Here is an 18,349-nt window from a genome sequence, read left to right on the forward strand (position 1 = left end):
ATCAACAGCGGCCTGGTTGTTTCGGCGACCGGCTCGCTCAGAAGGATTGGCAATTATGTCTCGTGAGATCGTGATCGATCCGGTAACCCGCATCGAGGGGCACGCGAAAATCACCCTTCGGCTCGGCGATGACGGCAACGTCAAAGATGCGATGTTCCACGTCACGCAGTTCCGCGGGTTCGAAAAGTTCTGCGAGGGGCGCCCGCTTTCGGAGATGCCTTCGCTGATGGCCCGCACCTGCGGAATCTGCCCGGTGAGCCACCTGATGGCGGCGAGCAAGGCGTGCGACCAGTTGCTGGCGGTGAAGATTCCGCGCACCGCGGAGATGTTGCGGCGGGTGATGAATCTGGCGCAAATCATCCAGTCGCATGCGCTCAGCTTCTTTCACCTTTCCTCGCCCGACCTGCTGATGGGCATGGACGCCGACCCGGCCAGGCGCAACATCTTCGGCGTGCTGGAACAGAACCCCGAGCTTGCCCGCGACGGCATTCGCCTGCGGCAGATCGGACAGACCATCATCGAAATCCTCGGCGGAAAGCGGATTCATCCTGCATGGACGGTTCCCGGTGGAGTCAATGAGCCGCTCACCGCCGAAAAACGCGACAGGATTCGCGGCTTGCTGCCCGAGGCGCTGGAGATCGGCCGGCGGACCATCACCTGGTTCAAGCGCAGCCTCGATCAATTCAGCGAGGAAGCTCGCAGCTTCGGCAGCTTTCCGACGTGGTTCATGGGGCTGGTCACGCCCAAAGGCGGGCTGGAACACTACGACGGCCTGCTGCGAATCTGCGATTCGCGCGGCCAGATTGTCCAGGACATGATCCCGCCGGAGCGATACCAGGAGATCATTGGCGAGGCGGTCGAGCCGTTCTCGTACATGAAGTTCCCTTACCTGCGAAGCAAGGGGTATCCAGAGGGAATCTACCGCGTGGGGCCGCTGGCGCGACTGAACATCATCGATCACTGCGGCACGCCGGTGGCCGACCAGGAATGGGCCGAGTTCCGCGAGATGCACCGCGGCGTGGTGCTCAGTTCGTTTCACTATCACTACGCGCGGCTGATCGAGATCATCTACTGTACTGAACGGATTGCGCAGCTTCTGGACGATCCGAAGGTTCTGGATCAGCATGTGCGGGCGCTGGCCAGGGTCAACGCCGACGAAGGGATCGGCGTGGCCGAGGCGCCGCGCGGAACGCTGATCCATCATTACAGGGTCGATGACAACGGACTGATCACCTGGGCGAATATGATCATCGCGACAGGCCACAACAACCTGGCGATGAATCGAGGCGTGCTCCAGGTGGCACAGCGATTCGTCGACGGAGCACGCCTTCGCGAAGGGATGCTCAACCGGGTCGAGGCGCTGATCCGTTGCTACGATCCGTGCCTGAGCTGCGCGACGCACGCGGTCGGGCAGATGCCGCTGCACGTGCAGCTCGTTTCGGCATCGGGACAGGTGCTGGATGAGCAGTACCGGAATTGAGGTGCCGACGCTGGTGATCGGCTGCGGCAATCCGCTGCGAAGCGACGATGCCGCCGGCTGGGTCGTTGCCGAGCGGGTCAGCCGGATGATCGGCCCCGACCGGGCCGCTGTGCTGGTGGTTCATCAGCTCACGCCGGAGCTGGCGGCGCCGGTGAGCCGCGCCGGGCAGGTGATTTTCATCGACGCCGCCGCCGATCTGCCGCCGGGCGAGTTGTGCCTGAGTACGATCGAGCCGGCCGCGTCGCACGGGGCTTCCATGACCCACGTATTGGATGCTTCACGATTGCTGGCGCTGGCGGGCCGGGTCTTTGGACGGTGCCCGCCGGCACACTTGCTCGCCATCGGCGGAACGGATTTTGGCATCGGGCAGCGGCTTTCCGCCGTGGTGCAGCAGGCGTGCGAGGTGGCGGCCAGGCGCGTGTGTGAGCTGGTCTTCGGCGACGGCGGCGGGGGATTGGGAGTGAAGGTCGAGGCCAATGCATGAGCTGTCGATCGCATCCTCGATCCTGGAACTTGCGCGGCGACACGTGCCGGGCGGGGGAGTGCTGACGGCGGTGCACGTCGTCGCCGGTCCGATGCGCGGCATCGATCCCGATGCGATGCAGCTCGCCTGGCGCGCCACCGTCGCCGGCACCGATGCGGAGCGCTGTTGCCTGCATCTTGAGCTGACGCCCTGGACGCTGCGGTGTCCGGCGTGCGGGTTGCGCTTCAGCGCGTCCGACCTGTGGACGCCGTGCGCCTGCGGCTGCGACCGTCCCTACCCGGTCGATTGCGATGAGCTGCGCCTGGTGTCGATCGAAGTGCAGGAGCCGCAGGAGATCGCCAGGGGCACGCGCCCGATCCCGAGTGGCAAGTGACGCGACTGGCATCGGACATTCGATGTTGAGGGTGATTCCATGAAAGTCACGGTTGTCGAAAACGTCTTGAAGCTCAACGACGAGATCGCGGCGATCAATCGTGAGACTCTGCTGAAGGCCGGGGTGTTCACACTCGACCTCATCGGCGCGCCCGGCTGCGGCAAGACGGCGCTGCTGGAGGCGACGATTCCTCTGCTCAGCTCGGAGCTGCGATGCGCCGTGGTGGTGGGGGATCTGGCCACACAGCGCGATGCCGATCGCCTGGCGCAATTCTGTCCGCAGGTCGTGCAGATCAACACCGGCAAGGGCTGCCACCTGGAGGCGCATCACGTTCGTCAGGCGATCGCGAAGCTGGATCTGTCCTCGATCGATGTGTTGTTCATCGAAAACGTGGGCAATCTCATCTGCCCGGTCGGATTTGATCTGGGACAGGACGTGAAGGTCGGCATGTTTGCCGTCAGCGACGGCGACGACAAGGCAGCCAAACATCCGTATCTGGTGTCCGAAGCCGATCTGCTGTTGCTGGGCAAGATCGACCTTCTGCCGCACGTGCCGTTCGATGTGGAGCTGTTTCTGGCGGACGTGAAGCACCTCAAGCCCACGGCGGAAGTAATTCAACTGTCAGCCAAAAATGGGGTGGGGATGGAACTGTGGCATCAGTGGGTGTTGCGCCGCTATCGAGCGCGTCGCGGTGCAGCGGGCGGCGCGTTCGTGAAGTGAGTCTCACTTTCAAGTGGTCTCCGGATCGTCACTGCCACGCCAGTCGCACCCAGTTGGCCGGAAGTTCGTAGTAGCATTAGACCGGGCAGTTGGGAGGGTGCTGCATGCCGCGCGAGGTCCTGATCGAGGAACATGTGCGTCCGATCCTCGGAGCTTTGCGTTCGGTGCCGGTTCCGGCCAAGACAGTCACCGACGTGACCGAACCGCCGCCGCCCCCTGAGCCGTTCATCACCATCAGCCGCCAGCCGGGCGCCGGCGCCTTGACGCTGGCGCATCAGCTCGCCGATGCGCTGAATGCCGAGCTGCCCGGCGATCGCCCCTGGACCTGCTGGGATCGCGAGCTGATCGAGAAGGTCGCCGCCGACCTTCGCCTTTCGGCCAGGTTGATCGATGAATTGGAAGATCGCGGGCACTCGTGGATCAGAGACTTTCTGGAATCGCTGTCGCTGAGCGATGAGGTTCGGCACGCCGACGACGCCAAGATCTATGCTCGAGTGGTGCAGACGATCCGCGCCCTGGCGCAGGCCGGGCGGGTGATCATCGTCGGCCGCGGCGGAGTGTTCATCACCCGCAACATGCCCGGGGGCATTCACCTTCGCCTGGTTGCGCCGCTCGAGAAACGCATTGAGTTCATAGCCAGGCAATACCAGCTCACGACCGAGCAGGCCGCGGAGCGCATCCGCGAGCTGGAACGCAACCGGATCCTGTTCTACCGGCATTTCTGGCCCGGGCTGACGCTCTCTCCGGAGACGTTCACGCTGACCATCAACACCGCCGCCGTCGAGATGCCGGCCATGGTCCAGATGCTCGTGACGCTGGTCAAGCACAGCGTGCCGGCACGCAGAAGCCCCTGAAGCCGAGCGTGCAACACGCGACGACTCCCTCTTTGACGGCTATTCAATATCCAGCACGACCACCGACCGCGGCGGCAACGCGATGGTGACGGTCGCGCCGTGAGTCTTGAAGGCTGTGAACCGGGCCGGCTTCACCGCATCGGGATTCTCAAACGTGTTGTGCGCGTTCATCGTCGCCGCCGCGAGGATGCGCCCGGCGGCGACGGCCGGCGCCGACGCGCCGCCGCGCAGCTCGCACGTCAGCTCCACCGGCTTCTCGTGATGGACATTGCACAGCGAGATGTGCATCCGCCCGTGCTCATCGCGCGACGCCGAGGCGCTGATCTGCGGCATCGTGTGAGCACCCAGCGTGTAATCATCGCACTCCAGATGCGAAGGCAGCAGCGTCGCGTCCTGGTGCGACTTGTACATCTCGAACACATGGTACGTGGGCGTGAGGAGCATCTTCTCCCGATCCGTCAGCACCATCGCCTGAAGGACGTTGATCGTCTGCGCGATGTTGGCCATGTGCACGCGATGGGACCATGTGTTGAGGATGTTGAGCGTCAGCCCGGCCACCAGAGCGTCGCGGATGGTGTTCTGCTGATAGAGGAAGCCCGGCTCGGTTCCGGGTTCGACGTCGTACCAGGTTCCCCATTCATCCAGCACGATGCCGATGCGGTGCAGAGAGTCGTGGCGGTCAAGGATGGCGGCGGTGCGCGCCAGCATAGGCTCGACGTTGTACGCCGCCCGCAGCGTGCTGGCCCATTCCTCCACTGAAAACTTTGTCGCCGAGCCTTTCTTTGCGCTCCATTGAATGGTTGGAAGGCTGTAGTGGTGGATGCTGATGCCGTCCATGAAGCGGTGGCACTCGCGCACCAGGACTTCGTTCCATGCGTCGTCGTACCCGCAGGCGACCTTGTACAGCCGCCTGTCACGACCGCCGAAATGACGGCAGTAAGTCTGATATCGGCGGTATTCCCAGGCGTACTGCTGAGCGGTCATGTGCCCGCCGCAGCCCCAGTTCTCGTTGCCCACCGCCCAGAAGGTCACATCCCAGGGCTGATCGCGCCCGTGCAGACGTCGCAGTCTGGCCATCGGGCTGTCGCCGGGCATCGTGATGTACTCCAGCCACTCGGCCATCTCCTGCACCGTTCCCGAGCCGACGTTGCCGCAGATGTACGGCTCGCATCGCCCGGCCGGAGTCGAGAGCATCTCGCACAGGTCGAAGAACTCATGCGTGCCGAAGTGGTTGTTCTCGCAGACTCCGCCCCAGTGCACATTGATGATGCTGGCGCGCTGCTGTCGCGGACCGACCCCGTGCCGCCAGTGATAGGTGTCCGCAAAACACCCGCCCGGCCAGCGCAGGTTCGGCATGTTCAGCTTTCGCAGCGCCTGGACGACGTCGTTGCGGATGCCGCGGGTGTTGGGGATGGGCGAATCTTCGCCCACCCAGACGCCCTCGTACACGCATCGTCCAAGGTGTTCAGCGAAGTGCCCATAGATGTGGCGGGAGATCTTCTGCCTGCCCAGGTCGGTGTTGATGATCAGTTTGCTCATGGTTGCACTTGCCCCCGTGCCTGTACCGAGGCGCCGGGGACAGAATCAGGGTAGATGAAATACCTGCTCGAGAGTCACCAGCGACGTGTCGGCCGCGCCGGTCTTGAGAGGTTCGAAAAACTCCGCCATTGCCTTTTGCCAGCGCGTGTTCACCTCTTCGGTCTGCATGCCAGCCACGGCTTTCTGGAAATCCGGAGTCTCGACGTAGCCGACGAGCAGTCCGTCGGGCGCCAGAAACAGCGAATAGTTGTGCCAGCCGTGTCTGGTCAAAGCCGCTTTCATTTCCGGCCAGACGTTCTGATGGGCCTTTTTGTACTGCTCGATTTTGTCCGGTCTGACGCGAAGCAGAAAACAGACGCGTTGCATGAGTTCCTCCATCGCCGGCTACACATGTGGAGTGTCAGAAGTTGTACTGGTCAATGTTGTCTGCCGTGAAGGTAACGGGCGGGCCGGTGATCACGACATTCTTCTCGCGGATCTGGCGCTCGCCCAGCGAGCCGGCGATGAACTTCACCCCTGGCGCCGGCGAGAGCTTGCCCGTCGCCAGCAGACAGGCAACATAACCCGACAGGTAACCTTCATCGTACGGGCTCCACAGCGCAAAGGCCTTGACCGTCCCGTTCTTGATGAACCGGCGCATCTGGTTGGGCGTGCCCAGGCCGGTGACTTTCACCTGATCGGCCTTTTTCGCCGTCTCCACCGCCTGCGCCGCCGCCGCGACCCCAACCGTTGTCGGCGCGATGATTCCCGCCAGGTCCGGGTACTTGGTCAGCAGCGCCTCGGCCTCAGTCAGGCTCTTGGCCGGCTCGTCGTTGCCGTAGACGATCTCGACGAGCTGCATGTCCTTGTATTTCGGGTTGGACTGAAGCGTCTGCTTCATCACCTCGATCCAGCGGTTCTGGTTGGGGGCATCGGTGGTGGCGCTGAGGATGGCGAACTTGCCCTTGTAGCCGATCAGCGACCCCATCAGCTCGATCTGGCTTTCGCCAACAGTCTGCGGATCGACCGTCAGCACGCCCACGTCGCGGTACTGCTCATTGCCGGTCAGGTCCGAATCCACCGTCACGATCCTGATCCCTTTGGAGCGAGCCTCCTCAAGGACCGGGTTGAGCGCATCCGGAGAGTTCGGCGAAATCGTGATTGCACTGACGCCACGCTGAATCTGATCCTTGATCAGCGGTATCTGGCTGGTGGCGTCGGCCGAATCGGGCGCCACCGTTGAGAAGACCGCGCCGTTTTCCTCACAGGCTTTCCTGATCCCTTCGATCAGCGGATCGAAATAGGGATTGCCCGTGTTCTTGGGAATGTAGACGATCTGGATGGTTGAGCCTGCCGAACCGGAGGAGCCGGCGGTTCCCGTGCCTGTATCACATCCGATCGACAGCAACAACCACACGCTCAGCAGCAGCGCCGCAACTGTGTTACGCATTCGATGCTCCCGGATCGATCCCGATTGGTTTGGGTGCCCTCAGATTGATCCGACTGAAGATATCCGACAGCAGCACGGAAGCAACCAGCATGCTGCCGATAATGGCCAGTTGGTTCTCCACGCGCACGTTGGCCACGCCCATGGCGCTGCGCACGACGACCAGCAGCAGCAGGGCCAGCACGGTCCCCAGGATGCTGCCGCGACCCCCGAAGATGCTGCTGCCCCCAAGCACCACCGCCGTGATCGCCAGCAGCTCGTCCGAGCGGAACTGCTTCTGGTCGATGGTGCGAATCTGCGACATTTGTACCAGCGCCGCCGCCCCCATGCTCAGGCCCGACAGCGCGAACACCCCCAGCTTCACCCGCGCCACGTCGATGGCGCTGTAGCGGGTGGCCGATTCATTCGTGCCCAGCGCGAACACCTTCCGCCCAAAGGTGCTGCGCGTGAGGATCAGCGCCAGTGCCGCGGCGATGATCAGCAGGATGATCAGCGGCAGGGGAACGATCCCAAGCTTCACGTAGTCGATTCCCACGAACCACTGCGGAAACCCGCTGATCCTTCCGTCGCCGATCCACCCCTGGGCCAGACCCCGGTATAACGCCAGCGTGCCCAGCGTCACGACCAGCGACGGCAGTTTCAGGTATGCCACCAGCACGCCATTGAACAGCCCAAGCCCCAGCCCGATCAACAGCGCCAGAACCATCACGAACGGCATCGGCACGCCCCGCGAGTAAACCCACGCCGAGATGACAGCGGTGAGAAGCGAGCCGGATGCGACGGACAGGTCGATCTGGGCCGCGATGATGACAAACGTCATCGCCAGCGCCATGAAGCCCACGGGAATGTACGACGAGGTCTTGTCCAGCAGGTACTCGGCGTCGAGGAAGTACGGCGACATACTGGAGCCGACTCCCAGCGCCACCAGCAGCAGGACAAAGGTCATCGTCTCGGGCTGCTTGACCATGCGCAGCAGAAGCTTCACTCGCACTCCTCCCTGACCGGCACGTCTGCCGTATCACGCCCGTCCCGGGCGGGCCAGGCGCGCGCGAAGTGGGGGACACTATGCTTGCCGATTCCAAAAGCACTCGGCACGGACGGGACGTGCGTGATGCGGTGGGGCATGCTCACATTCTTCTCCGGATCGAACCTTGACGCACGCCCCGGCGGAGCAGGGCGTCGATGGTCGCAGCGATGATGATCGCTCCGCCATAAAACGCCAACTGCCAGAACTCCGATATCCTCAGCATCGTCAGCGCCACGTTGACCACTCCCAGCAGCAGGCAGCCCAGGACCGTCCCGAGCACGCTGCCCGATCCGCCCGCGACTGCCGCGCCGCCGATCACCACCGCCGAAATCACCACCAGTTCCATCTGTGCTCCGGCGCTGTTGGGATTGATCGTGCCGAAGCGTGAGCCGAACAGGATGCCCGCCAGGCCGCAAAGCGCTCCGGTGATACCGAAGACGATCATCAGCACCCGCCGCACCGGGATTCCGCGCAGCGCCGCCGCCTGCGGATTGCTGCCGATCGCGTAGACCTGCCGGCCGGTCACGGTGTACCGCAGCAGCAGCGATCCGAGCATCGCCACCAGCAGCGCGATCCAGATGATCCACGGCACGCCGAGCGGTCCGAGCTGCGAAAGCTCGATCAACGACGTCGGGAGCTTGTCCGGATCGACCTGCCGACCCTCCGACCAGATGTAGATCACCCCGCGGAATGCGGTCATGGTGCCCAGCGTCGCGATGATCGCCGGCACGCGCAGCAGCGCGACCAGCGCGCCGTTCAACAGCCCCGCCCCAAGCCCGATGCTCACCGCGATCGCGGAGGCCGCCCAGACGGGAAACTCGTGATTTCGCACGAAGATCCCGCCCGCGATGATCGCCGCCAGTCCAAGCGTTGATCCGACGGACAGATCGATGTTGCGGGTAACGATGACCGCGAGCTGTCCCACCGCGATGATCAGGATGAGCGGGATGTAGAGCGCGATCGTGCGGATCGTGCCGGCGGAGAAGAACCGCGGTTCGGTCAGACCCGCGATCAAAAACGCCGCCACGACGAACAGAAAGATCCCGACTTCGCGGAAGCGGAAGACAGAGGACAAAGGATGAAGGACAGTGGATGAAGAGCCGGGGGTCCTGGCTCCTACGGCGTCATCCTGCATCCTTGTGCCTTCGTCCCTGGTGCTGGTTCCAGTGGCGGCGGCCATGACGGCTTCCTGGGTAGCCTGCTGGCGCGACAGCTCGGCTGCGATCCTTCCTTGGCGCATGACCAGCACGCGGTCGCTCATCGCCAGCACTTCGGGAAGATCCGACGAGATCATCAGGATTCCGTGGCCCTGCCGCGCAAGCTCCGCCAGCACGTGATGCACCTCGGCCTTCGCGCCCACGTCGATGCCGCGAGTCGGCTCGTCCACGATCAGCACTTTCGGCTCGGTGGCCAGCCACTTGCTGAGCACAACCTTCTGCTGGTTTCCGCCGGACAGTTCCCGCACGGGCTGCTCGACGTCTCGCAGGCGGATGCTCAGTCGCCGCCGCCAGGTTTCGGCCAGCCAGTGCTCGCGGCGGCGCGCGATCCATCCCAGCCGCGAGACTTGCCCAAGGTCCGCAAGCGACGTATTGGCCGATACGCTCATCGGCAGCAGCAGCCCGTTCTGCTGCCGATCCTCCGGCACGTAGGCCAGCCCGTGCTCCATCGCCTGCCGTGGCGCGCCGACTGACAAGGGTTTGCCGTTGATCCGGATCGATCCGGAATCGATCGTTCTCAGCCCGAAGATGGCTTCGGCCAGTTCGGTCCTTCCCGCGCCGACCAGCCCGGCCAGCCCGACGATCTCTCCGGCGCGCACACTCAGGCTCACGTCCTGAAAGTCTGCGGCGCGGGTCAGGTTGTCCACTTGCAGCAGCGGCTGGCCGACCGTCGCCTGCGCCCGCTCATAGAGGGCCTCCAGCGTTCGCCCGACCATCATCCGTACGATCTCGTCGGTGCTGGTCTGGCGCGCGATCCGCGTTCCGATGCACCGCCCGTCCCGCAGCACCGTGATCCGGTCGGATACGTCGAACACCTCGGGCAGGCGGTGGCTGATGAACACGATCGCCACGCCCGAGGCTTTGAGCTGTCGCACGATCCCGAAGAGCCGATCGACCTCGCGCGGCGTCAGCGATGCCGTCGGTTCGTCCATCAGCAATACTCGAGCGTTCTGCGAAAGCGCCGCGGCCAGCTCGACCATCTGCTGGTCGGCGATGCTCAGCCCGCGGAGCCTGGCGCGTGGATCCAGATCGACCCCCAGCGCGTTGAGGTGGAATCGCGTTTGCGCATACATCGCGCCCCAGTCGATCTGCCCCAGCCGGCCACGGGGAACCCGATGACCCAGAAACACGTTTTCCGCCACCGACAGATCGGGAAAGCTCAGCGGCTCCTGGTGAATCAGCGCGATGCCGAGCTTTCTGGCCGCCATCGGCGAGGGGATCGTCACCTCCTGCCCGTCAACGATGAGCTTTCCGGAATCGGGCCGATGCACGCCGCCGATAATCTTCATCAGCGTGCTCTTGCCGGCGCCGTTCTCGCCGATGAGGGTATGGATTTCCCCCGGGCGGATGTCGAAGTCCACGTCGATCAGCACCGGCACGCCGGAGAATGACTTGCCGATCGCGCTGGCTCGCACGACCGCCGCCGTGGTTGTGTTGTCCGGTTCCCGTTCGTCCATCAGCTCTTCGTGTGATGACAGGGTGAGAAGGTGAGACGCGGCAAGGTGAGCTCGTTCATCACCTTGTCACTCTGTCATCCAGCCATGATTCCCTCAACACACCCGCGTCACTTCCATGCCCAGCAGGCTCCCCAGTTTCTCGATCTTCGATGCGATGTGACCCACGCCCACGGCGCAGTGATGCGCCGGACCATGCCGGTTCCACTCGTTCACGAACGCCCGGGCGCCCAGCTTGAAGCGGTAGCGGCTGTTGGTATTCCCGATCTCCAGGATCGGCCCGGGCACGGATTCTGCCTCTGCCACCAGCAGCTTCAGCCGGCCGTCCACCGTCTGCACGACGCTCAGCAGCGTCACCGGACCGTGCCTGACGCTCATCTCCACGCTCAGCCCGCGACCGACCTTGCCGTGATAGACCTTCAGCGGCCTGACTTTGGTCTTGCCTTCGGCGATGGCGATGTGCCCCGGGCCGTCGTGGCCCATCAGAACCACGTCGTCGTTGAAGTCCATCGCGTAATACTCGGTGAAGCTCCCGCCGGCGCCGAAGCTGTCCATGATCTTCATCGCCTGCGCGTTCTTGATCTCCAGCTCGCCCGCGACGGGCACGCCGCGCGCCGTCAGCAGCGAGTTGCCCAGGATGATCGAGCTGATCGCGTCCTCGTTGGCCGGGTTGCCCACGCCCATGTAGTAGTAAGCCATCGACCCGAGCTTGTGGATTTCCACCAGCCGGTCCAGCGCCACGGAAGTGCGCGCCGCGCGCTCCAGCTCCTCCTGCGAGCAATCCGGCTGCACCTCGAAGGCCTCGTAAAAGTCTTTCACTCGCTGCCTGATCTGCGCGTCGCTGACTTCCGCCCGCAGTGCCGCAAGCTCATCGACTTCGACGATCTCGACATGCCCGCCGAAGTACGCCACCTGCTGCGTCAGATCCGAATAGATGTCCAGCATCCCGCAGTAGTAATGCCCCATGACACCCAGGCGGTTGTGCTCCATCACGTAGGCGACGCGCGCCGCATCGATCCAGTCGTCGATTTCCCGCCACGCCTGCGGATCGTTTTCCAGAATCCCCGTGACCTGATGGAAGGGGATCCGCGCGCGGTTGAAGACGTTGGCGATTTCCGGCACCGGGCACGCCTGGCAGTACGCCAGCCACTCCCCGGTCATCTTCGTCCGGTCGCCCATGCTGTTGAAGCTGGCGTAGTCGATGGCCGGTCCTGGCGCCAGATTCAGGATGATTACTGGCACCTTGGCCCGCCGAACCACCGGCAGCACCGTGCTGGATAGCGCGTACGTCGTGACATGCAGGAAAATCAGATCGACATCCGCCTGGCGGAATTGATGCCCCGCGACCGCAGCCTTTTCGGGCGAGTCGATTAACCCAAGGTTGACCACCTCAACCCCGGGGCGCTTCAGTTTCTGCGACACGCGATGCATGTACCCCTTGAGCCGGTCCTCCAGCCCCGCAAACTGTGGCCAGTAGGTGTCCAGCCCAATCCCGAACAGCCCGATTTTCAGCGGCGATGAGGGCAGCGAACTGGGTGCGCGATCAAAAACCGTAGCCATGGCTGTGCTCTCCGATAGCCGGAAAGTTAGCACATGGACGGCCACAACCCAAATGGCATGGGGTTAAGTCACCGAACAGGCCGCCTCAGCGACCAGGCGGCGCCGACGAGCAGCCCGAGCCAAGCCGGCTCGGGGATCGTACCTGCACGGATCGCGCGCAGGGCGGCAAGGTATCGATCGGAGAAAACCCTGACATGCTCGGCGATGATCGCGCTTGCGAGTGGACCAGCCTGATTGACATACGCATTGTCAATCAACGCATAGTCCGTCGCGTCGATCACACCCGAGTAGTCAAAGTCCCCGTTGATCCAGCCGCTCAACGTGTTGACGTACCCGTTGTCGATCAGCGAGTAGTCCGTCGCGTCGATCGAGCCACTGAGGTCAGCATCCCCGAAGTAGGTGAACTTCACCAGCACCTCCGTGCCGACCAGGCCGCTGACACCGGCGAAATCGGTGTAGATCGGCCCGCTGCCTCCCACTTGGGCCAAATCGTTCAGCACCACACCAAGGCCATACAGGAAGCTGCCGGCGGTGGTGTTCTGGGCATTGGCCTGAGTCGAGCCGATGCCCGGCCCAAGCCAGTCGAAGTTTCCGCCGTTTTCCAGACCGGTCTTGATCTGCGCGGTGATGGTGGTGAGGCTGCCACTGCTGACGATCAGGGCGTTGTTGTTCAGGTCCAGGCGGGCGGCCGATCCGATGGACAGCGTGCTGACGACGCTGGTTGCGGCCGGGTCGTTGGCGCTGCCGCTGGCGGCGATGCGCAGCGTCCCATCGCTGACGGACAGCCCCGCTGCCCGCACATTGGGTGCCTGCACCGCCCCGGCGCCGCTCTTGCTGATCGTCGCCGTCGCGCTGCCGACGCTTATCGGTCCGGCAATGGTCAGCAGCGAATCCGCCGGAGCCACCGCCAACCGTGTATGGCCCGCCAGATGCAACGCCGTGCCGATCGTGTGGCTGCCTGATCGCACGTCGATGGTTCCGGCGATTGCGAACATGTTGATGCTCAGCGTCCCCGAGCCGGTGATGGTGTATCCATGCGGGCTGTCAAACGTCAGCACGCCGAGGGTGCGCGCGGTGTTGAGCGTGACGGTGGCCGGGCCGGTGATCGCGCCGCCGAGAATCGCGCCGCTGCCCGCGCCGTCGGGCACGCCACTGGTCCAGTTGCCGGGCGAATCCCAGTCCCCGCTGCCCGGCGCGCTCCAGGTCGAGCTGGGGATGTTCACGGAAAAGTCGATAGTCAGGCTGGGCCGAAGCAGTGGGTCGGGGTTCTCCCGGGTATCGAACCGCAAGGCCGTGCCGGGCGCGATCTCGTTGCCCAGAACGAACCATCCGAAATTGCCCGCAGGGGAGTCGAGCCAGGCTTGCACGTCGGCGGCGAGCTGCGCGGAGCTGATCGAGTATGGCCCCAGCGCGCTGATCGTTGCGGTGGCGGTGGGCGTTGGCGAAAAGTCCCCGCCCGCCGAAGACCAGAAGCTGGTGTTGTAGAAGCGATGGATCCACGTTGCGTCGCCCGGAGTCGACGGCGCGCCGCCTCCACCCGGATCCCCGGAGCTGGACGTGCCTTCGCCCCAGTCGGCCAGCGCGCGGCGCAGGCTGAGCTGCACCGTAGCGCCCGCCGAGCGCGAAAGGTTGAGATTGAGCGTCGCGGCGTTGACGGTGGAGCTGGGCGGAAGCTGTGAGGCGATGTCGAAGGCGAGCACGCCTCGTCGAATGCCGGCAATATTGGTGCGTCCGACGAAAAAGTGCGGTCCGGCGCCATTGCTCGTCGCGCCGGTGATGTTCTGATACAAGGTGTTGTCCTTGCTGGGTGACAGCGAGATCGTTTCCGCCGATGCCTGCGGCGTCAGCCCCGCCACAATCAGCGTGGCGTAGCGCAGGATCCGGCGGCGCGCGCGGCATCCATCCGATCGCCGCCGCGCGATCAGAACCGGTGTGCTATGCCCCCCGAAGGGGCCGACTGCGTTCGGATTCACAAGCCTCTTTCCTCCGCGGCAAAATCAGCACGTGCTGCCCGCGACGCGACCGGGAAATGAGCCGCGCACAACCCGGCCAGGCAAACCTCGCATTTTGTCTGCACCCCACGACTCAGCCTTGGCCACGCCGGCGCATTAACCCAAGCCCCACGGCTGCGATCGCCGACAGCAGCGATGGTTCGGGCACGATCCTGTAGACGATCCCGCCGGTGCCGTTGGCCGGGGTGTTGGTCACCAGCGCATACAGCTCTCCGTTACCGTCTTCGCCAAAGCCATGAACGGTCAAACCGTTGGGCAGAATTCCATTGGCAAACTGAGGAAGCAGGAACTCGTGGATGGTTCCCATCTCCAGATCAGCGTAGAAGAGTCGTCCATCGACGCGCGGCGGAAGGTTGCGCAGGGCCAAGTCTCCAAAGATGTACTTGCCCACCAGCTCGGGGATCGCGCTGCCGCGGTACACGAACCCGCCGGTGACCGAAATCCCGTCGCCGTGGTCGTATTCAAGTGTTCCCAGCGGGCCGGAGATCGGATCGATCAGCCCGGGTGGGCTGCCAGGGCTGTTTGGCAGGATCACGCTGCCGGTGTTGCGATCGAACAGGAAGGTGCCTTCCTTAACCGCCCAGCCGTAGTTGCCGCCTCGGATCACCCGGTTGATCTCCTCGACCGTGTTTTGTCCGACGTCGGCCAGGATCAGGTCATGATTCCCGCCTCGGTCGAAGGCGAAGCGATAGGGGTTTCGGAAACCATAAGCGTAGATCTCCGGCGCCTGTCCGGGGCTTTGGAAGGGATTGTCCGCCGGAATGCGATACTGCCCGTTGCTGCTGACCGGATTGGTGCTGCCGGACGTGAGCGACGGGTGCAGCGGATCGATGCGCAGCATCTTGCCCATGACGGTGGTAAGGTTTTGCGCGTTGCCGCCGGGCTCGATGTGGCTGGGGCCGACGTCGTTGGCGTTTCCCCCGTCGCCGGTGCCCAGGTACAGATACCCATCCGGGCCGTAGGCGATCGTGCCGCCGTTGTGATTGCCCGCGGTCTTGCCGAAGCTGAAGACTTCGCGGCGGGTGGTCGGATCGACCAGGTTGGGGTTGCCGGCCGACATCTTCCATTCGCTGATGACCATCTGGAAGTTGAGCGTGGCGTTGTTGGGAACGGGATAGGTCGGCGTGCCGGGCGGCTCGCTGGTGTAGGTGTACAGCGTGCGGAATCCCGGGCTGAGCGGATCGTTGAAACCGGGATGAAACGCCAGCCCGAGAAAGCCGCGTTCATCATTGGCGTTGGCGGGATTCAGCGGCGGGGAGACGCGCGATCGAAGGTCCAGCGCCGCGTCGGGCAGCAACGTCCCGTTCTGGATGACTCGCAACAGCCCGTTCTGCTCGACGACGAACAGGCGGCTGGTGTCGCCCGGCGGGCTGATCGCGTAATCCGGCGCCGCCAGTCCCGTCGCCACCGGCTCCAGAAAAATCGCGATGTTCCCACGCGGGATCGACGGCAGAACATCCTGCGACTGGGCGTGAACCAGAGTGCTCAACGATGCGATCCACAGAACCGCGGCCAGACAGACGGCAAACGCCATCCTCGCTGCGCCGCTCGCGCCGGTGCGATGGAGCATGATCCGCCTCCTTCATCTCTGAAGCGAGTACCGAGTTGTGGCTGTCACTGTGGAAAACTGTCGATGTGTCGCCGCTTATTCCCCGTTCTTGCACAAATCTCCAGAACAGCGCGATCTGAAGGCCCGCGATCCGAGCGTGCATCACTCCCCGGGGTCCGTCTGCGGCGCCTCCTGAGGCGGTGTCGTTGTCGGCGGGTTCCCCGGCGTCCAGGTTTTATCCCGCTTCGCTTCCTTCAGCGCACGGCGCAACAGGTACTCGATCTGTCCGTTCAGACTCCGCAACTCGTCGTTCGCCCAGCGCTGGACCGCCTCCAGCACTTGCGGGTCAATGCGAAGAAGAAATGCTTTACGTTGAGCCAAGGAATCCAAGGATGAAGGATGAAGGATGAAGCACGAGCCGGAATCCAAAATCTGGAAATGTGTCAAACCCTGCGCTTCATCCCTCCGCCTTCAGCCTTCCTCATTGATAGATCGTTCCCGTATTGATCACCGGCTCGGCGGCATGCTCGCCACAAAGCACGACCAGCAGATTGCTGACCATGGCCGCCTTGCGGTCCTCGTCGAACTCGATCACGTGTTTCTGCTTGAGCATCTCCAGGGCCATGTCCACCATGCCGACGGCGCCTTCGACGATGCGTTGTCGAGCGGCGATGATGGCGCCGGCCTGCTGCCGCCGAAGCATCGCCGCCGCGATCTCCGGCGCATACGCCAGGTGTGTGATTCGCGCCTCGATGACCTCGACCCCGGCGCGGGAGAGCCGATCCTGAATCTCCCGCTTGAGCTGTTCGGCGATTTCGGGGGTGTTGCCGCGGAGGCTCTTGACGTCCTCCTCGTGCGCATCATAGGGGTATTGCGTCGCCAGGTTCCGCAGCGCCGCCTCCGTCTGCACGTGCACGTAATTCTGGTAATCATCCACTTCAAACGCCGCTTCCGCGGTGTCCACCACCCGCCACACGACCACCGCCGCGATCTCGATCGGGCTGCCGTGGTTGTCATTGACCTTGAGCTTGTTGCTCTCGAAGTTGCGGATGCGCACCGAAATCTTCTTCCTGGTGTAGAAGGGGTTGGCCCATTTCCACCCGGCCTGGCGGACGGTGCCGACGTACTTGCCAAAAAGCTGAAGCACTTTGGCTTCATTTGGATTGACGATGAACAGCCCGGCAAACAGGAACAGATCGATCACCCCGAGGATGATCAGCGTGACCGCGATGGGTTTGGAGTCGTGCCACCAGTACAACCCCAGACCCAGCAACACTGCCACGATAAAGAGGATGGAGAACGCCACGAACCCCGACGCCACGGCCAGTTCTCGTTCGCGGATCATGAAAGCTCCTTGCTTGTTATCAAAGTGATATCACTTTAATATCGAGCTTTCGAGAATGCAACAGGATTCCATTCCGATTTTGCCAAATCTATAATTCCGCGTCAGATATGACCGTCTACGAAACCACCAACCACAACACGATCTATCACTGGGCCACGAGCATGGGGCTTTGGCCGGCGTGTGTGCGGGGGCAGCCGGACCGGATCCGGCTGGGCGGAGATGAGTTCGCCGCCGAGCAGGAGGATCTTGAGCCGATCGAGTGGTGGCGATGGTTTCAGGAATTCGATCGCAGGCAGTTGCAGCTCGTCTACGATCCGAGTAAGGGGTGGTTCACGCTGGCATCGCGACTGGCGCCAAGCGGCAGTTGAGGCGCGCCTGACACGGGATCGATAGGATCTACAGAATCCCGCGGCTGCGCGCGCTACGCCGCGACGTAGCGCAGCGCAGCCGCGGGATTTGTCGGGTCTGATCCCCGCATCCGATCACGACACCCCATCGTCGTCTCCCACCAGCGGCGCGAAATGCTCCTTCCAGTACTCATCGGCGCGACGCTGGTTCTCCGCAATCCACGCCTCCAGCCATGCATTCAGGTTCATCGTCCCGTTGCCGGTCGGGCGCGCCGAAAGCCTCACCGGAACTCGGATGATCTTCCCATCCCGCAATACCAGAAACGTAATCGTCTGATCCGCGCCGACCGCCTTGATCACCTCAGCGAACGTGCTGGTGTTGACCGTGCCCTGCTGGCCATGCTCGACGATGCCCTTGATCACATCCCCCTCACGCAGCATGCGGTAGGCGATGAACCCCGGCAGCCGCCTGACCACCGGCACGCCGCCGTCCTGCGGACTGTCCGGGTCTTCGGGTAACCAGCTCAATCCCAGAAACCCCGCGCCCGCCGGATCGGCCTCGTAGGGCACTGACGCGATGAACACGTGCGTAACGATGTCTCGCAACGCCGCGCGCTGACTGGGCCGCAACGGCCCGCCGGCCTGCACCACTTTGGCCAGCGTCGGCAGATCCTGGGCGCCCAGGTCCATCAACGCTTCGATGGCGCGCTCGCGAACCTGCGAATTGCTGTCGGCCAGTTGATCCAGCAATGTGCGGATCTGCTCGGCGGGCGTTGGCGGTTGCGGCGGCCGCGCCGGACGCAACTTCGGCTGCCCCAGCCCGGCATCGGCGCCGGCGGGTTGAGTGCTCGGCGAGTCCACTGCCCCGGGCTGCGCGATAACAGCACGCTGCATCGCCGCCAGCCCGACTACCCAACTGATGCACACCACATTGAACTTCCGGCGAATGGATGCCATGCGGC

At 63.7% G+C, this 18,349-nt stretch carries 17 protein-coding genes and 1 pseudogene; 6 read left to right on the top strand and 12 right to left on the bottom strand.

Annotated features, from left to right (window positions below; translation table 11 throughout):
* The first annotated feature begins 55 nt into the window (after positions 1 to 55).
* From ACQS5P_RS18435 to ACQS5P_RS18455, 5 genes are all read left to right on the top strand, one after another.
* Positions 56 to 1,480, top strand: a complete 1,425-nt coding sequence (locus tag ACQS5P_RS18435; protein ID WP_428938088.1) for a Ni/Fe hydrogenase subunit alpha — start codon at positions 56 to 58, stop codon at positions 1,478 to 1,480.
* The gene (locus tag ACQS5P_RS18440) at positions 1,461 to 1,964 is read left to right on the top strand and encodes a hydrogenase maturation protease (protein ID WP_428938089.1); all 504 of its coding nucleotides are present in this window, start codon (positions 1,461 to 1,463) and stop codon (positions 1,962 to 1,964) included. Before ACQS5P_RS18435 ends, ACQS5P_RS18440 begins: the two co-directional genes overlap by 20 nt.
* A complete protein-coding gene (locus tag ACQS5P_RS18445; protein ID WP_428938090.1) occupies positions 1,957 to 2,337 on the top strand; it encodes a hydrogenase maturation nickel metallochaperone HypA in 381 nt (126 codons plus the stop codon). The genes ACQS5P_RS18440 and ACQS5P_RS18445 overlap by 8 nt, the downstream gene beginning before the upstream one ends.
* A 39-nt stretch (positions 2,338 to 2,376) precedes the next feature.
* On the top strand, positions 2,377 to 3,057 hold the full coding sequence (gene hypB, locus ACQS5P_RS18450) for a hydrogenase nickel incorporation protein HypB (protein ID WP_428938091.1): 681 nt from the start codon (positions 2,377 to 2,379) through the stop codon (positions 3,055 to 3,057).
* A gap of 104 nt (positions 3,058 to 3,161) precedes the next feature.
* Positions 3,162 to 3,911 carry an AAA family ATPase gene (locus tag ACQS5P_RS18455; RefSeq protein ID WP_428938092.1) on the top strand — a complete coding sequence of 250 codons (750 nt, stop codon included), beginning with the start codon at positions 3,162 to 3,164 and terminating at the stop codon, positions 3,909 to 3,911.
* Between the two features lie 39 nt (positions 3,912 to 3,950).
* Here the strand turns inward: ACQS5P_RS18455 and ACQS5P_RS18460 are convergent, their stop codons facing one another.
* From ACQS5P_RS18460 to ACQS5P_RS18510, 11 genes and pseudogenes are all read right to left on the bottom strand, one after another.
* Complete coding sequence (locus ACQS5P_RS18460; RefSeq protein ID WP_428938093.1) at positions 3,951 to 5,450, bottom strand: alpha-N-arabinofuranosidase; 1,500 nt, start codon at positions 5,448 to 5,450, stop codon at positions 3,951 to 3,953.
* A 45-nt stretch (positions 5,451 to 5,495) separates the two neighbouring features.
* A complete protein-coding gene (locus ACQS5P_RS18465; RefSeq protein ID WP_428938094.1) occupies positions 5,496 to 5,816 on the bottom strand; it encodes an L-rhamnose mutarotase in 321 nt (106 codons plus the stop codon).
* 34 nt (positions 5,817 to 5,850) lie between these two features.
* A complete protein-coding gene (locus ACQS5P_RS18470; RefSeq protein ID WP_428938095.1) occupies positions 5,851 to 6,879 on the bottom strand; it encodes a substrate-binding domain-containing protein in 1,029 nt (342 codons plus the stop codon).
* Positions 6,872 to 7,861: an ABC transporter permease gene (locus tag ACQS5P_RS18475; protein WP_428938096.1), complete on the bottom strand. Its 990-nt coding sequence runs from the start codon at positions 7,859 to 7,861 to the stop codon at positions 6,872 to 6,874. Before ACQS5P_RS18475 ends, ACQS5P_RS18470 begins: the two co-directional genes overlap by 8 nt.
* 142 nt (positions 7,862 to 8,003) lie before the next feature.
* Entirely contained in the window at positions 8,004 to 9,083 is a 1,080-nt protein-coding gene (locus ACQS5P_RS18480; protein ID WP_428941044.1) for an ABC transporter permease, read from the bottom strand.
* Positions 9,066 to 10,577 (bottom strand): annotated as a pseudogene (locus ACQS5P_RS18485) (sugar ABC transporter ATP-binding protein); the annotation flags it as partial. The gene ACQS5P_RS18480 and the pseudogene ACQS5P_RS18485, both read right to left, overlap by 18 nt.
* Positions 10,578 to 10,670: 93 nt before the next feature.
* Entirely contained in the window at positions 10,671 to 12,134 is a 1,464-nt protein-coding gene (locus tag ACQS5P_RS18490; protein WP_428938097.1) for an arabinose isomerase, read from the bottom strand.
* Between the two features lie 68 nt (positions 12,135 to 12,202).
* On the bottom strand, positions 12,203 to 14,107 hold the full coding sequence (locus ACQS5P_RS18495; protein ID WP_428938098.1) for a DNRLRE domain-containing protein: 1,905 nt from the start codon (positions 14,105 to 14,107) through the stop codon (positions 12,203 to 12,205).
* A gap of 112 nt (positions 14,108 to 14,219) precedes the next feature.
* Positions 14,220 to 15,716, bottom strand: coding sequence for a PQQ-dependent sugar dehydrogenase (locus ACQS5P_RS18500; RefSeq protein ID WP_428938099.1), 1,497 nt, complete (start codon positions 15,714 to 15,716; stop codon positions 14,220 to 14,222).
* A 141-nt stretch (positions 15,717 to 15,857) separates the two neighbouring features.
* On the bottom strand, positions 15,858 to 16,142 hold the full coding sequence (locus ACQS5P_RS18505; RefSeq protein WP_428938100.1) for a hypothetical protein: 285 nt from the start codon (positions 16,140 to 16,142) through the stop codon (positions 15,858 to 15,860).
* Positions 16,143 to 16,176: 34 nt separating this feature from the next.
* Positions 16,177 to 17,037, bottom strand: coding sequence for an SPFH domain-containing protein (locus ACQS5P_RS18510; protein ID WP_428941045.1), 861 nt, complete (start codon positions 17,035 to 17,037; stop codon positions 16,177 to 16,179).
* Between the two features lie 110 nt (positions 17,038 to 17,147).
* On the opposite strand from ACQS5P_RS18510, the gene ACQS5P_RS18515 reads away from it, so the two are divergent.
* Positions 17,148 to 17,408, top strand: coding sequence for a hypothetical protein (locus ACQS5P_RS18515; protein ID WP_428938101.1), 261 nt, complete (start codon positions 17,148 to 17,150; stop codon positions 17,406 to 17,408).
* A gap of 114 nt (positions 17,409 to 17,522) precedes the next feature.
* On the opposite strand, the gene ACQS5P_RS18520 is transcribed toward ACQS5P_RS18515, so the two are convergent.
* Positions 17,523 to 18,344, bottom strand: coding sequence for a hypothetical protein (locus ACQS5P_RS18520; RefSeq protein ID WP_428938102.1), 822 nt, complete (start codon positions 18,342 to 18,344; stop codon positions 17,523 to 17,525).
* Positions 18,345 to 18,349 lie beyond the last annotated feature (5 nt).

Source organism: Fontivita pretiosa, from assembly GCF_050410795.1.
In the GTDB taxonomy this organism is placed as follows: Bacteria; Planctomycetota; Phycisphaerae; order Tepidisphaerales; family Tepidisphaeraceae; genus Fontivita; species Fontivita pretiosa.

Coding starts and splice junctions, on each gene's coding strand:
- ACQS5P_RS18435 (WP_428938088.1), top strand. CDS start 56: ATGTCTCGTGAGATCGTGATCGATCCGGTAACCCGCATCGAGGGGCAC.
- ACQS5P_RS18440 (WP_428938089.1), top strand. CDS start 1,461: ATGAGCAGTACCGGAATTGAGGTGCCGACGCTGGTGATCGGCTGCGGC.
- ACQS5P_RS18445 (WP_428938090.1), top strand. CDS start 1,957: ATGCATGAGCTGTCGATCGCATCCTCGATCCTGGAACTTGCGCGGCGA.
- hypB (WP_428938091.1), top strand. CDS start 2,377: ATGAAAGTCACGGTTGTCGAAAACGTCTTGAAGCTCAACGACGAGATC.
- ACQS5P_RS18455 (WP_428938092.1), top strand. CDS start 3,162: ATGCCGCGCGAGGTCCTGATCGAGGAACATGTGCGTCCGATCCTCGGA.
- ACQS5P_RS18460 (WP_428938093.1), bottom strand. CDS start 5,450: ATGAGCAAACTGATCATCAACACCGACCTGGGCAGGCAGAAGATCTCC.
- ACQS5P_RS18465 (WP_428938094.1), bottom strand. CDS start 5,816: ATGCAACGCGTCTGTTTTCTGCTTCGCGTCAGACCGGACAAAATCGAG.
- ACQS5P_RS18470 (WP_428938095.1), bottom strand. CDS start 6,879: ATGCGTAACACAGTTGCGGCGCTGCTGCTGAGCGTGTGGTTGTTGCTG.
- ACQS5P_RS18480 (WP_428941044.1), bottom strand. CDS start 9,083: ATGGCCGCCGCCACTGGAACCAGCACCAGGGACGAAGGCACAAGGATG.
- ACQS5P_RS18490 (WP_428938097.1), bottom strand. CDS start 12,134: ATGGCTACGGTTTTTGATCGCGCACCCAGTTCGCTGCCCTCATCGCCG.
- ACQS5P_RS18500 (WP_428938099.1), bottom strand. CDS start 15,716: ATGCTCCATCGCACCGGCGCGAGCGGCGCAGCGAGGATGGCGTTTGCC.
- ACQS5P_RS18515 (WP_428938101.1), top strand. CDS start 17,148: ATGACCGTCTACGAAACCACCAACCACAACACGATCTATCACTGGGCC.
- ACQS5P_RS18520 (WP_428938102.1), bottom strand. CDS start 18,344: ATGGCATCCATTCGCCGGAAGTTCAATGTGGTGTGCATCAGTTGGGTA.